At 58.7% G+C, this 13,536-nt stretch carries 10 protein-coding genes and 1 pseudogene; 8 read left to right on the forward strand and 3 right to left on the reverse strand.

Going from position 1 to position 13,536, the window contains the following annotated elements; all coding sequences use genetic code 11:
• Positions 1-56: 56 nt before the first annotated feature.
• A complete protein-coding gene (locus H8B03_RS06020) occupies positions 57-1,103 on the reverse strand; it encodes an AraC family transcriptional regulator (RefSeq protein WP_193140841.1) in 1,047 nt (348 codons plus the stop codon).
• 76 nt (positions 1,104-1,179) lie between these two features.
• Between H8B03_RS06020 and H8B03_RS06025 the strand changes: the two genes are divergently transcribed.
• From H8B03_RS06025 to H8B03_RS06060, 8 genes are all read left to right on the forward strand, one after another.
• Complete coding sequence (locus tag H8B03_RS06025) at positions 1,180-1,968, forward strand: transporter (protein WP_193140842.1); 789 nt, start codon at positions 1,180-1,182, stop codon at positions 1,966-1,968.
• 167 nt (positions 1,969-2,135) lie between these two features.
• The gene (locus tag H8B03_RS06030; RefSeq protein ID WP_226925742.1) at positions 2,136-2,345 is read left to right on the forward strand and encodes a glycine zipper 2TM domain-containing protein; all 210 of its coding nucleotides are present in this window, start codon (positions 2,136-2,138) and stop codon (positions 2,343-2,345) included.
• Between the two features lie 58 nt (positions 2,346-2,403).
• Positions 2,404-2,781 (forward strand): YmgD family protein, encoded by a 378-nt coding sequence (locus H8B03_RS06035; RefSeq protein ID WP_193140843.1) that lies wholly within the window; start codon positions 2,404-2,406, stop codon positions 2,779-2,781.
• Positions 2,782-2,826: 45 nt separating this feature from the next.
• The gene (locus H8B03_RS06040) at positions 2,827-3,897 is read left to right on the forward strand and encodes a DUF1214 domain-containing protein (RefSeq protein ID WP_226925743.1); all 1,071 of its coding nucleotides are present in this window, start codon (positions 2,827-2,829) and stop codon (positions 3,895-3,897) included.
• Positions 3,898-3,946: 49 nt separating this feature from the next.
• Positions 3,947-5,770, forward strand: a complete 1,824-nt coding sequence (locus H8B03_RS06045; protein ID WP_226925744.1) for an alkyl sulfatase dimerization domain-containing protein — start codon at positions 3,947-3,949, stop codon at positions 5,768-5,770.
• A gap of 133 nt (positions 5,771-5,903) precedes the next feature.
• On the forward strand, positions 5,904-6,899 hold the full coding sequence (locus H8B03_RS06050) for a DUF1214 domain-containing protein (RefSeq protein WP_193140844.1): 996 nt from the start codon (positions 5,904-5,906) through the stop codon (positions 6,897-6,899).
• 456 nt (positions 6,900-7,355) lie between these two features.
• Complete coding sequence (locus tag H8B03_RS06055; protein ID WP_193140845.1) at positions 7,356-7,694, forward strand: hypothetical protein; 339 nt, start codon at positions 7,356-7,358, stop codon at positions 7,692-7,694.
• An 860-nt stretch (positions 7,695-8,554) separates the two neighbouring features.
• Positions 8,555-10,462 (forward strand): DUF3604 domain-containing protein, encoded by a 1,908-nt coding sequence (locus H8B03_RS06060; RefSeq protein WP_193140846.1) that lies wholly within the window; start codon positions 8,555-8,557, stop codon positions 10,460-10,462.
• Between the two features lie 383 nt (positions 10,463-10,845).
• Here the strand turns inward: H8B03_RS06060 and H8B03_RS06065 are convergent, their stop codons facing one another.
• Positions 10,846-12,027, reverse strand: coding sequence for a phytanoyl-CoA dioxygenase family protein (locus H8B03_RS06065; RefSeq protein ID WP_193140847.1), 1,182 nt, complete (start codon positions 12,025-12,027; stop codon positions 10,846-10,848).
• 284 nt (positions 12,028-12,311) lie between these two features.
• A pseudogene (locus H8B03_RS06070) lies at positions 12,312-13,464 on the reverse strand (IS3 family transposase).
• Between the last annotated feature and the right edge of the window lie 72 nt (positions 13,465-13,536).

Here is a 13,536-nt window from a genome sequence, read left to right on the forward strand (position 1 = left end):
CGCGCGATCAGTTTGTGTTTCGGGACAGGGGAACCTGACGCCGCTTTTTCACCAGGTCATCCTGTCTGCGCAGCCTTGCGAAAGTCACTCGGGGCATGACCCGTCGCGTCCTTGAAGGCGCGACGGAAACCGCGTGGATCTGCGTACCCCAAGAGCTTTCCGATCTCCGCCAGGGGCATGTCAGTTTCAGAGAGAAGCGCCCGCGCGCGATCGCTGACAACCCGTGAGCGGACTTGACGAAAGGTCGTACCCTCGGTCCTCAAGGCGCGTTGAAGGGATCTCGGTCCAATGGCAAGCAAACGGGCGATGGTGCGTTCATCCGTCTGGCCGGTTGCGGATGTGATGGTCAGCATCTGAACCACGGCATCTTCCATGGTCTGTGTTGGCGCGATGTTCATCAGCAGTCCCAACTCGCCAAGCGACATTGTTCTTTCGGGCTGCGGTGGGCCGGGGTTCAGCGTCGCGAGTTCTGACAGGCGGATGGCGACGCCGGGCACCAGTGCACCCGAACGGATCTTGGTCCCCGAAAGATCTGCAAGGACCGCGAGTTCGCGGGCATTGGTTTCCGGCACTTCGACCCAATCGGGCGTCCAGTCGGAGCCCAGAAAATGGCGTGCAACGCGCCGGATGACAAACAGCGCGCCTTCGTCAAGATGGTGATGCCCGACCACGGACAGGCCTTTGGAATCGCGTCCGACGACCAGATGCGTTTCGGTCTCTCGCAAGGTGATCTCCGAGCCGGGATGCGTAAACATCAGGGCCCGCCGCCCCCGGTCAAACGCCGATGCCAAATCCGGCGCGCCCAGAACGAAATGCGAAAAGGCGCCATAGGTCGAATAGTCGAAGGCCTGCCCGAGCCGTGCCCCGAGGTGGCGGTCACCGATGGCACGCGCGACCGAGTCGACCAAGACAGCTTCAGACGCATAGGGGATGAACCCGGACACCCCGTCGAGCATCGTGCGATCAAGCCCCGCCGACCGAAGCGCCCTGTCCACAGTCAACCGCCCCGCGAACCGATCAAGAAGATCCACGACGTGAGTGAGTTCTACGAGGTTCACCATATTTCTCTGCATGGGATCGCATTGTCGCAAAATGTCCTGCAATGCAATGGTACCCTGTAGACAGGGTAAACAAGCGACCGGCCCATGTCTGAAACGAGGCCGCAGAGAGGCCCCGCAGATGAGGATCACCACCATTCGCGCGTCGGCTGCTCTATGCGGTCTATGTTTGCCCGTCGGAGCCTTCGGGCAGGACGCCGCCGACCTGGCGCAGGAACTGGCGAACCCGCTCGCGGCTATCATCTCCGTGCCGTTCCAATTGAACCATGACGACAATCTCGGCCTGGCGAACGACGGCAACCGGACGACGTTGAACCTGCAACCGATCGTCCCCTTCGCGCTCGACAACGGTGCCAACATCATCACGCGCACGATCATCCCCTATATCTGGCAGGAAGACGTGATCCCCGGCACCTCGCAGAGCGGCTTTGGCGATGTTCTGGCAAAGGCGTGGTATTCCCGGACCACCAAGACCAACCTGACCTGGGGCATAGGTCCAGTGGTCCGGTTCCCGACCTTTTCCGATGTCTCCAGCGAAACATGGGCTGCGGGTGTCACCGGCATTGCATTGCAGCAGAAGGGCCCGTGGACATACGGCGTGCTGGCCAACCACCTGCGAGATCTGGAAGACGATCCCAAGGTTCCCACCAATGCAACCTTCGTCCAGCCCTTCGTCGCTTACTCGACCGAGGACGCGTGGACCTATTCGCTCCAAAGCGAATCCACCTACGACTGGGAGGCCGACAGCTGGTCGGTGCCCCTGAACGCCTCGGTGTCGAAGCTGGCGATCATCGATGGCAAGCCGGTCAACTTCCAGGCCGGTGTCGGCAACTGGCTGGAGAGCCCGGAAGGCGGGCCAGAGGATTGGCGGTTCCGCCTTCAGGTTCAGTTCGTGCTGCCGAAGGGGTGATGAGAACGACCGCGCCAACCCCGCCAATCGGCGAGGCTGCCTTCCGAACAGGGGGGCTCAAGGCGGGGGTCCGCATTAAGAACGGGCGCGGGGCGCCAGATCAGGATTTTACAAGAAAAGAGGGCCACACGTTGCCCTTTTCCAACGAACGGGAATGGAGGTTCCACATGCAAATCAGACAAACGGCGCTCATGGCGTCACTCGCATTGGCGATGGCGATGGGCTTTGCACTATCCACGCCTGCCATGGCGAACAAACAGGTCCAGAACACAATTGGTGGCGCGGTGGTGGGTGCAGGCGTCGGCTTCCTTGTGGGCGGCAACAATGGCGCGAAAGGCGGCGCTGTTGTCGGCGCGATCGCTGGCGCAAGAAAATAGGAATTGGTTGTCTGACTGCTCACGCGTGAGGGGCACAGACACGGCAAGGAAATCGGAAATGATACGTTGTTTTGAAAAGTCTGCCTTCGCGGCGATTTTCCTCTTCACCTTCGGCGGCATGACACAGGCCGACGAGATAATGGACCAGACCATCGCTGCGGCCCAGCCGTACATGCACCACAGTTGCGGGAGCATTCTTGACTCCTATGGCGATGACGAAGCGAAAGTGGCCGAAATCGTGCGCCTGATGGCGATGATTTCTCTCTACAACCGACAGATCGACGTCCTGGCAGAGGTTATGGACGAACAGGACCGTGCAGGTCTCAAGGACGAATTTGTCGAAGAGTTGGAAGACGCCTGCGATGACGATCCAGGCATGTCGTTGACCGGGGCCGTCGATCTCGCCGTCAGAGAGACCTTCCGGGCGTTCGACTGACCCGAAGCGCCACTTGCAGAAAACTGCCCAACAGGAAGGAAAACAATGATGAAACAGACCTATGGCCGGATTGCGCCGTTGTCACTGGCCCTGACTTGGGCGGTCGTCTTTGGGAGTGGCGCCAACGCGCAATTCCTTGGCGACGATCTTGACGCCTTGGTAGACGCTCGTGAAATCCCGGTGATGATCGGCAATTTCGCCCGCGCCGCGACGGATATCGAACTGGCCAAATACGTTTCCCTCGCCGGCGGGGTGAACCGCTTCTTTCACTTCCGCGATCCGGGAGACGTGGACAACCAACCCACCATCCGCATGAACTTTGACACGCTCTACAGCACGGCGGTCGTCGATATCAGCGACGGCGCGACGCTGTCGCTGCCCGAGGTGGGGGAGCGGTACATGTCCGCGATGATCGTCAATCAGGATCACTATATCAACGATGTGTTTCACGGCGGCGGCAGCTACACGCTCGACACCGAAACCTTCGACACGCCGTATATCATTGTTTTCATGCGCACGCTTGTGGATGCATCCGATCCCGATGACGTGGCGGCGGTGCATGCCATCCAGGATCAGATGACGGTCGAAGCCGCATCGTCGCAGCCCTTCATCCTGCCGGACTATGACGAAGAGGGCTATGAGGCGCTGGTCGCGGGGCTGAACGCGCTGCTGCCGTTCACCGCCGACAGCACTGGTGCTTTTGGTCCCAAGGACGAGGTCGATCCGATCAACCATCTGCTCAGCACGGCGATTGGCTGGGGCGGCTTGCCCGAGCGCGAGGCGTTCTATGATGGCGCAGATCTCGGCTTGCCCGTGGGCGAATACAAGATCGATGTTCCCGCAGATGTGCCGGTGGCGGCGTTCTGGTCGGTCAGCCTGTATAACAAGAACGGCTTTTTCGAGAAGAATGACCGAAACGCCTACAACGTGAATTCGGTCACCGGCGCGCGCAACGATGACGGATCAATGACGATCCACCTTGGCGGCTGCGACGACGATCGCGCGAATTGCCTGCCGCTGATGGAGGGGTGGAATTACATCGTGCGGATGTATCGGCCCGAGCCAGAGGTCATAGATGGCAGCTGGACCTTCCCCGAGGTCGTTCCTGCGAATTGATCACGTGCAGAACGGAATTGGATTTCCCAAAAGGAAAGGGCTACCCCCGATGAAACAGTCAAGGATTGTCGCCCTGCTCGCGTGCTGGGCCATTGCGCCGGCGGCGATGGCGCAGGACCTCTCACCTTATATGGGCGGGCCGGTGGAGCTGGTCGAAGCCCCCAACGGCGCGATCGCCAACAAGAAGATCCTGGACGGGATCGATCAAGTTGGCTGGACCGGGCCAACGATCGACACCCCGGCTGAAGGGATCTGGCATTTTGGCGGCTATGGTCTTGCCCCGATTGCCGTAATCGACACCGACGAAGGGCTGATCGCCTTTGACACCGGCGACAGCAAGCATGACGGTGAATTGCTGCTGGCCGCGATCCGCACAGTCAGCGACAAGCCGGTCAAAGCCATCATCTATGGCCATTCCCACACGGTTCTGGGGGCCGGCGTGTTGGCCGAAGGCAACGATGATGTGATGATCATCGGCCACCCCAACCTGAATGAGGTCTACGAAGAAAACCAGAAAAGCTCTGGCATCCCGGCCTATTTCAACGAAATCGGCCCTTATCTGACAGCGCGGGCGTTGATCCAGTTCAACAGCTACCTGCCGGCGGAAGGGCCGGATGCCTTTGTGGTTCCCCTGACCCTGACGGATACGGACTCCGCCTTCATTCCGGTCAACACCCCGGTCGAAGATGGACAGGAAATGACCGTGCTTGGTGTCAGGATGCAGTTCTTCACCAAGTACGGCTCGGACGACAAGGTGCATACGACGGTCTGGTTGCCAGACCGCAAGATCCTGCTGACCACGATGCTGTGGTCCAGCCCGCCACAGCTGTATTCCGTGCGCGGGGACGTTTTCCGTGATCCGCGTGAATGGATCGCCGGGCTGAAATTCAACCGCGATCTGGGCGCCGAGGTTCTGATTTCCGCAGGCGCGAAGGCCGTTGTTGGCAAGGAAAACGTGGCGCGGATTCTCGAAGGCTATCTGGATGGGGCAGCCTTCGTGCTGGACCAATCCCTGCGTGGCATTCTTGGCGGGCTTGGCCCGGACGAATTGCGCGAATTCGTGCAGTTCCCGGCCTATCTCGATGAGATTCCCAATAACCTGCAGAACTACGGCGAGATTTCGTCCTATTCTCCGGCGATCTTTTATCAGTCGGTCGGCTGGTACGACAATGACGCGGCCAATCTGAAACCCGTGACACCGCGGGCCGAGGCGGAACGGATCGTCCCCCTTATGGGCGGGCGCGACGCGGTTCTGGCCGCAGCGTCGGCTGCCATGGAAGAAAAGGAATTTTCCTGGGCTGCACACCTGGTGAACTATCTCTACCAGCTTGATCCGCAGGACGCCGATGTGCGCCAGTTGAAGGCAGATGCGCTGCGCCAGATGGCTTATGTCAGCACCGGGGGCAATGATCGTGCGCACATGATGTCACAAGCCCTGTCGCTTGAAGGCAAGGTGACGATCCCGCGCCTGATCCCCCCGGCGCCCCAGACCATCTCCAGTTCGCCAACCACCTATGTGGACTATTTCCGCGTTCGAATTGACCCGGTAAAAAGCGGCGAAACCAACAGTTTCGTGCGGTTCGACTTTGACGATGGCACAAGCGCAGGCCTGCACATTCGTCGCGCCGTCGCCGAGTTCATTGCTACGCCGGACGACTACGCACGGCATCCGGACATCACGCTTGCCCTGTCCGGGGAAAGCTGGGCCGGCCTGTATCTCGGTGCGGCAACCCCTGCAGAGTTGATCGCAAGCGGCGAAATAAAGGTGACAGGGGATGCGGATGAAGCCGCCCGCCTGATCGATCTGTTCGACCGTTTCAGACCGGAACAATCCGTGGTCATTCCACCAGCCCTCAAGAGCCACAACCGCTGACGGCCCCATGTGACCAAGTGAAGAACCGCTCGAAGTGATCCGCAAAGTCGCGTGATGCCCGAATTTCTTGGCGGCGGTTGGGTCTTCCCTGCCGCCTGCCCCGTGAATGGACCCTATCGACAAAGGAAAAACGATGAAACTGCTGCTGACCCTCGCGGTGTGCGCCCCGACCTTGGCCATGGCCGAAAGAGTAACTGTTGATAACTTCGTCCGTGCGGAGTCTGACTACAATATCCGGGCCAACATGGACGCCTTCGACTTCGGGCTTGGAGAGTTGAAACACTTGCGCGACCCCATCTCGCCGGACAACCAGCCAACGATCCGCATGAATCAGGATACGCTCTATTCGGGGTTGGTTCTGGACCTGTCCCAGCCAGTTGAGATCACCCTGCCCGAAATCGGAGGGCGCTATCAGTCGATGCATGTGGTCAGCCAGGATCACTTTATGTTCGCCGAGGCCAAGCCCGGGACATACATGTTGACCCAGGAGGGGCTCGGCACTCAATTCGCCCTGGTGTCTTTCCGCACCTTCGTGGACGTCACAGATGCTGACGATCTTGCCAAGGCCCATGCCGCGCAGGATGCGATTGTGCTGAGCGGTGGCGGCAAAGGCCCGTACGAGGCGCCTGACTGGAATCTGGACGACCTTGCAGTGGCGCGCAAAGCGCTGAGCGACATTGCTGCTCTTGGATTTGACACAAGTTTTGCATTTGGAACCAAGGAACAGACGCGCCCGGTAGACCACATTGTCGGTGCCGCCGCAGGATGGGGCGGCCTTCCGCGATCCGCTGCAAGCTACATCGTCGACAGTGTGCGTTCCAATGACGGGGAAGTCCTGCATGCCGTGACGGTCAAAGACGTGCCTGTGAACGCGTTCTGGTCTGTGACGGTCTACAATGCCGACGGTTATCTGGAACCGAACGATCTTGGCGTGAACAGCTACAACAACGTCAGCGCCACTCCGAATGACGATGGATCCTACACGTTGCATTTCGGCGGCTGCGAGGATGGCCGGGTCAACTGCATTCCCATCACGCCCAACTGGAACCACTCCATCCGCCTTTATGAGCCACGCGCGGAGATCCTCGACGGGAGCTGGACCTTCCCGGCCTTCGAACAGGTCGATTGAACTCGGGTTGGCAGGAGCGCGACCTGGAGTGCGCCCCTCGGGGTGGACAGATTGAGTGAGTTGAATTGACCGGACGCGGGCTTTTGAAGGAAGAAAGTCCATGCCACGACGCCATCGCAGCCATGGCACCGGGTTCAAGCGCCATGGGGGGGGTCGCCGAGTATCATGCCGGCGAGACCTTGCAGGCACTGGGCCGCCGTCACGACCTTTCGAGAAACCTGATCCGCATCCGGATCGAAAAGGCGGAGGCAGGTGCATTGGATGAAGACGCGGCCGCTGCCGAGTTGCTCGCAGACGACGAAGGGTGGATCGCAGCCCTTGAGCGGCTCGTCGGGAGGCCGGCGCTCGAGATAGAGTTTCCAAAGGGGGCCAACGCTCCAGACCCTCGCCGAGACGCGTGCCTACATCCGTGACCGTCGGCCCGCCAACCGCTCGATCCAACGGGGATGTGCACTGATGGGCGTGGCGCGATCAAGTTTCTATGCCGAACCCCTCGGCAGGCCCGCAGATGCGGTGATCGTGGCCGAGATCCGCGACATCACCTTTTCAGTAGATAGTATCCCGGTTGACTGGTCCGGGACTTGGGCGCACCGCGGAATTATGTTCTCTAGCATGCCCAATCTCGCATGGGTCATGGGCTATCTGCGGTCGTCCTGGACACTCCGCGCTGACATGATCTCTGAATTTGTCTGCCGTCTGCTCGAGCGCAAGGACGCAAGCGGCAATGTCGTCGTCACCCCGAGACTTCGCGCCTCCGATGCCAACATGCCTGCGCTCCCCTTCATTGACCCATAGAACTTCCACGCAGGATACATTCTACGTAGCGCGGATATTCTGCCCAAGCAGGGCGACCGGACACATTGGACCTTCAGCCAGGACTACTACCGAGAGCGAGACGAGATCCCTTGCGCCGACCTTGAGGACGGCACGCTGATTTATGGGTCAAGCACCGAAACTACCGGCGCGGCGTGACACTCCGCAGATTCTACATTGTTTTCGAGAAGGTGCGGCGGGGTTTGAATGTCGTCTTCTTGCGTCGTCAAACTATGGTTCGTTGCGAATTGAATTGAGGTCTGTTTTTGGGCCGTTCGCGCGTTCAAAAGCAACGCCGCAACTGCAAAGCGCGGTAACCGGCGGACGTCCGGATTGCGCAGTCTCGGACAACCCCAGAAAGGCGGCGAACGGCGGCTAGCTCCGCCCTTCCGTCATTCCCGATCTCCACCCTTATGATGGCGCCGCGAATGACCGGTTGGGCGGGCCGCACCGCGGCACCGCTAAGCCTCCTAAACGGCTGGTTTGCGTCGGAAGCGACTATCGCTTCGCTCTGCACCGTATGGACGGTGTTGTGGAGCATGAATCAACCAAATTGGCCGCCTCCAGACTTTCTCTGCAGGAGCGAAGCGCGCAATCCAGTTGGGCGGAAACAGACATTCAGATTTAGTTGAATCCAGAGTCTTTGCTGCACGACCGCAAGTGGCTACCAGCCCTTCTGCGACTTTCGTACAAAGCGTGGCATTCGACACGAGAGCCGGTTTTCGGGCATTCCCGGCTGGAAGGTTTGACTCCGAATTTGCCGTATTCCAGAATGGCGGGAAAAGTTCAGTTCAGTCGTTTTTGTTGATTGTCACCGAAGTTCGCTTGGGAAAGAAAATCAAATGAAGAATTCAACACTGGCTCTCGGGCTTTCGACCATTTTGGGAGCCGCGCTCCCGTATACCCTGGCAGCACAGGATGCACCGCCCCCGTCGGATGCTCAGGTGCAGTATTCCCCCTATCCGAAAGAGACTTTTCCCAATCAGGTGTTTTACGGCGATACGCATCTGCATACCTCATACTCGGCCGATGCCGGCATGGTCGGTGCGATTGTCGGGCCCGAAGAAGCCTATCGTTTTGCCCTAGGAGAAGAAATCACTTCGAACCATGGATTGCCTGTCAGGCTGGAACGCCCGTTGGACTTTCTGGTTATCGCCGATCATGCGGAAAACCTTGGTCTGGCACCGTTGATTGCGTCCTCGGATCCAACAGTGCTTGCAAACCCCTGGGGCAAGAAGGTCCATGATCTTGTGAAATTGGGGGACAGCCCGTCTGCGTTCAACGAGTGGATGGCAAAAATGCAAGCCCTTGATGACCCCTTTGCCAGTGACACGACCATGGCAAAGACGGCCTGGAACCAGCTGACCGAAGCCGCGGAGAAATTCAACGAACCGGGCCGTTTTTCGGCGATCATCGGCTTTGAATGGACGTCCGCACCAGACGGAAACAACTTGCACAGGAACATCCTGTTTCGCGATGGCAAGGACTTTGCCGATCAGATCGTGCCGATTTCCTACTACGATACGGGCGATCCGGAAGAGCTTTGGGCCTGGATGGAAAACTACGAGGCCCTGACCGGCGGCAAGATGCTGGCCATCCCGCATAATGGCAACCTTTCCAACGGCCTGATGTTTGATGATGTCACGTTGACCACCAAGGAAGCCTTCAGCCCAGATTACGCCGAGCGCCGCGCCAGATGGGAGCCGATCTACGAGGTTACACAACCCAAGGGCACCAGTGAAACCCACCCGGCACTTGCGACGAATGACGAGTTTGCCAACTACGAAATCTGGGACAAAGGCAGCTTTGGGCCCGAGCCTCACACGGCAGACATGTTGCCCAGAGAATACGCCCGCGAGGCGCTGAAACGTGGCCTGGCCTATGAGGCGCAACTTGGCGCGAACCCCTTCAAGTTCGGCCTGATCGGATCGACGGACGCCCATACCGGACTTGCAACGACGACCGAGGACAATTGGTTCGGGAAAGTGGCGTTGCTTGAACCGACTGCCGACCAGATCCGCTTCGAAGAAGTCATCATAGGCCGCGTGCCAGAAGACCGGTCGGAAGACCAGAGAATACGTTCGCGCAGAACCGCCGCCGCCGGTCTTGCGGCCGTGTGGGCGCGCGAAAACACCCGCGAAGACATCTGGGATGCATTCGCTCGCAAGGAAGTGTTCGCGACCACAGGAACGCGGATGCGGGTGCGCCTGTTCGGGGGGTACGGCTTTTCCCCGAACGATCTGAACAAGTCGGATTTTGCCGCCTATGGCTATGCCAATGGTGTTCCGATGGGGGCGGATCTGAACCTGCCGTCGCAAGGGCAGGCTCCGAGTTTTCTTGTTCGTGCGTTGCGAGATGTCGATGGTGCAAACCTTGACCGGGTGCAGATGGTCAAAGGCTGGCTCAATGCCGATGGGACGCTGGCTGAGAAAGTCTACGATATTGCCTGGTCAGGCGATCGCGTTCCCGGCAAAGACGGCAAGGTACCGGCAGTTGGCAACACCGTGGATATCACAGAGGCGACCTACAGCAACAGCATCGGTGCGCCCTTCCTGCAAGCTTTCTGGACCGATCCCGAGTTTGAGCCTGCCCATCGGGCCTTCTATTACGTCCGAGTGCTTGAGATCCCGACGCCGCGCTGGACCACGATTGACCACAAGATCTTTGGTGTGGCGCTGCCAGATGACGTCCCCCCGACAATTCAGGAAAGGGCATACAGTTCACCAATCTGGTATACGCCGGGTGGCTGAACTGCCCTCGAAAACTGGTTTGACCGCTTCTTGAACCACACGATGTCGAGCGAGCAGCCGCCGTTTTCCGACGCAGGTCGAATGTCGGCAGTTCACCCTTCACGCTGGTTCAAGTAGATTCAATGAGTGACGGCATTGTCCCGCGGTGCGGACACTCGCTCGATAAAAATGCTGTAATATGCAGGAATGGCCGGTTTTGTGAAGCCGCACCACAGCGACAAGAGCATGGGCGTATGTCAGATTTCGGCCGTCCTTTCAGAACCAGTTGGACCTGTCTGGCCAGATATCGCGCTTTTCTCGAGGACCGCACTGGAGCCCGAAGAGTGCGAATGTTGATTGTAGAATCAACGACGCTTCGAAGTCCTCTTCCATAGCGCCTTGGTTTAGGCTGCGCGCGCTTTACTCATTTGATCGAGCCGTTCGGCGAAGGCACGTTCATCAATGCCTTCTGACATTGCACGCCTGAAGAAGGCAGCTTGGGTTTCCGGAGCAAGTCCATTTGTTGGCGGGTCACGATCAAGGTTCGTCGGGAACGAGTACCCTTCGGCGGCCGCAGCGATTGCCGCGGACAATTCAGCGGCACCAAGCCTGTCTTCGTGCATGGCTCGAAGTGCATGCGGGTAAACCAGTTTGCACATCTTGTCGCGATCAATCGTCTCCATTGCGCGACCGAATGCCGACGATACTTGCAACAGGTTGGCGAGGCGATGAATGTCACGGCTCGTGTTAGCGCCGGCGGCGTGGAACAGGGCTGGATTGAAGAATACGGCATCGCCCTTCAAAAGCGGTAGCTGTACATGACGCTCTTCGAAAAGCGCCCGGAAGTCGTCCCGACGCCACGCCGCGTAGCCTGGCCGGTAGGCTTGCGAGAACGGGAGCAACTTGGTCGGGCCGCTCTCCAGTGGCATGTCGCAGTGCGCGACGGCCCCCTGAAGTGTGAGGATAGGCGAGACGTCATGGACGTGGGCTGGGTAGGACGCGCTCACTTCGGCGGTTTGAAACCCCAGATGATAATCGCGATGTGCTTGCTGTGCCGCGCCGCCAGGATGCACGAGGTTCACCTGTGCCGTCATCTGGTAGTTCGGCCCCAGCCATGCTTCGCAGATTGTTGCGATGTCGGTATTGGCGAAATAATTCAGAAAGACCTCGGGCGAGGCTTCGCAGAGCTTCTGCAGCGAGTTCCACAAGCGATCGTTTGCACCTGAGGCGGCGAAATGATCTGCGCCACCTCCGGTGCGCTGCTTTTCTTCCGCGATGATGCCTTCGTAAATGGTGGTCGCCGCATCCAGAACGGCTGTATCGCAAAAGGCCCCTTTCAAGACCACAACCCCTGCACCAGTGCGCAGCACTTGCGCCCATTCCGCCATGATCCCTTGGCGGACCCGATCATCCTCAAGAGCCGAACGCAGGTTCGCCATGTCGTAGATCGGGATATTGTGTTTGATTGCAGCCGCCTGCGGAACCTGCTCGCGGCGTGTGGTTTGATTGATGATCGCCGTGAACTTTTTCAGATCGCAGGTATCGGGATCGTAGTAGGCTACGGTGTTCTCGACGATATCTCTCATGGCGGCTCCTCCCTTTTCCTGGACACCATAGAGGCGGAGGCATTGCTTTGGGCGAGAAAAAACACCAAGTGACACACCGCCTTCCCAAAAAGGAAATTATTCGGCAGGTAAATTTGGCCACTGCTACACTCGATCGCGTTTTTGAATGGTCGGGCCCATATGAGCCCACAAACAAAGCTGCGCGTGACCGCCGCAATCGAAGAGTTGAAGGCCCACGAAGCACAGCTCGCCGCGCGCGGCAGACGTTTGTTTTGGATCTGGATTTCCCCCGGTTTGATGGACGGTTATTGGCTTAGACACTCCAGCCCTTCAGCGGCTGTCCTTTTGTAGTTGATCGACGACTTGCAGCCCAAAGCCGAATGCCTGCGCGAGGGGTTGTATCGGTTTTCGATGAACGGGAAGCACGCAACACGCGCCTGGGCCTTGGTCTTGAACTTCCGCCGGTCGAGCAACTCGCATTGGAGCGTGGCGGAGAAGCTCTCGAACACGGCGTTGTCATAGAAATTGCCAACCGACCCCATCGACGGGCGCACGCCCATCATTTTTTTATCGCAGACCAAAGGCCACCGATGTGGACTGCGAGCCCTGGTCGCTATGATGAATGACGGTATCAGGTTTGCGTTGCGCCACCGCCATGTTCATTGCGTCGATGACGAGCTGACCTTTCTGATCATTGCACATGGCTCAACTGATGATGCGGCGACTGAAGGCGTCCAGGACAACTGCAAGATACAGAAAGCCCGGCTGGGTCGGCACGTAGGTGATGTCTGCAACCAGCAATACACTAGGGTCTTCTGCATAGAAGTTCCGATCTACAAGGTCCCTGGCTGGCCGGGCACGTGGGTCACGTTCTGTCGTGACGACGTACTTGCGGCGGCTGACACCTCTCAAGTCCTTGGCGTTCATCATCCGTTCAATGCTCTTGCGACCAACGTGGATGCTTTCTTCAGCCAGTTCAGCGTGGATGCGCGGCGCACCATAGGTTGACTTCGATGCCTCGTGGTTGTTGGCGATCCGATCGGTCAGCGCGTCATCAGCAACCTGCCGGGGGCTGGATGGCCTGCTGTCTTGGGCATGGAAACCGCTGCGGGAACACCCAAAGAGCGCGACATCAACTGGATCGAATACTCGGCTTGGTTCGCGGTCATGCATTTGAATACTTCCGCAATGTCACGTCGTTTTTTCAAGCCAAGTCGCGGCCTTTGACAGTATGTCCCGTTCCTGCCGAAGTTGCCGGACTTCTGTGCGAAGGGCCCGCAATTCATCCAACTCTACACTGGTCAGACGATCATCACTTTCGCCGCCATCAGCACCGGCCCGCTTGACCCAGCCATGAATCGTGGCTGCGCAGGGCCCATGCTCCCGCGCCGGACTCCCAACACTTCGTCCGGCTCGCGCCAGATCCTGTCCAACGATTGGGGAGTACCTCAGACTTATTCAGATCGTTCATCTCGGGTGACGGTGAACGACCCGACCCGTATAACCCCTTTACGCAAAGATAAAATCCGG

This window comes from Meridianimarinicoccus sp. MJW13 (genome assembly GCF_014901205.1).
Taxonomy (GTDB): Bacteria; Pseudomonadota; Alphaproteobacteria; order Rhodobacterales; family Rhodobacteraceae; genus Meridianimarinicoccus.

What these genes read in the sequence shown, in the direction of transcription:
- H8B03_RS06025 (WP_193140842.1), top strand. Translation starts at nt 1,180, where the DNA reads ATGAGGATCACCACCATTCGCGCGTCGGCTGCTCTATGCGGTCTATGT.
- H8B03_RS06030 (WP_226925742.1), top strand. Translation starts at nt 2,136, where the DNA reads ATGCAAATCAGACAAACGGCGCTCATGGCGTCACTCGCATTGGCGATG.
- H8B03_RS06035 (WP_193140843.1), top strand. Translation starts at nt 2,404, where the DNA reads ATGATACGTTGTTTTGAAAAGTCTGCCTTCGCGGCGATTTTCCTCTTC.
- H8B03_RS06040 (WP_226925743.1), top strand. Translation starts at nt 2,827, where the DNA reads ATGATGAAACAGACCTATGGCCGGATTGCGCCGTTGTCACTGGCCCTG.
- H8B03_RS06045 (WP_226925744.1), top strand. Translation starts at nt 3,947, where the DNA reads ATGAAACAGTCAAGGATTGTCGCCCTGCTCGCGTGCTGGGCCATTGCG.
- H8B03_RS06050 (WP_193140844.1), top strand. Translation starts at nt 5,904, where the DNA reads ATGAAACTGCTGCTGACCCTCGCGGTGTGCGCCCCGACCTTGGCCATG.
- H8B03_RS06055 (WP_193140845.1), top strand. Translation starts at nt 7,356, where the DNA reads ATGGGCGTGGCGCGATCAAGTTTCTATGCCGAACCCCTCGGCAGGCCC.
- H8B03_RS06060 (WP_193140846.1), top strand. Translation starts at nt 8,555, where the DNA reads ATGAAGAATTCAACACTGGCTCTCGGGCTTTCGACCATTTTGGGAGCC.
- H8B03_RS06065 (WP_193140847.1), bottom strand. Translation starts at nt 12,027, where the DNA reads ATGAGAGATATCGTCGAGAACACCGTAGCCTACTACGATCCCGATACC.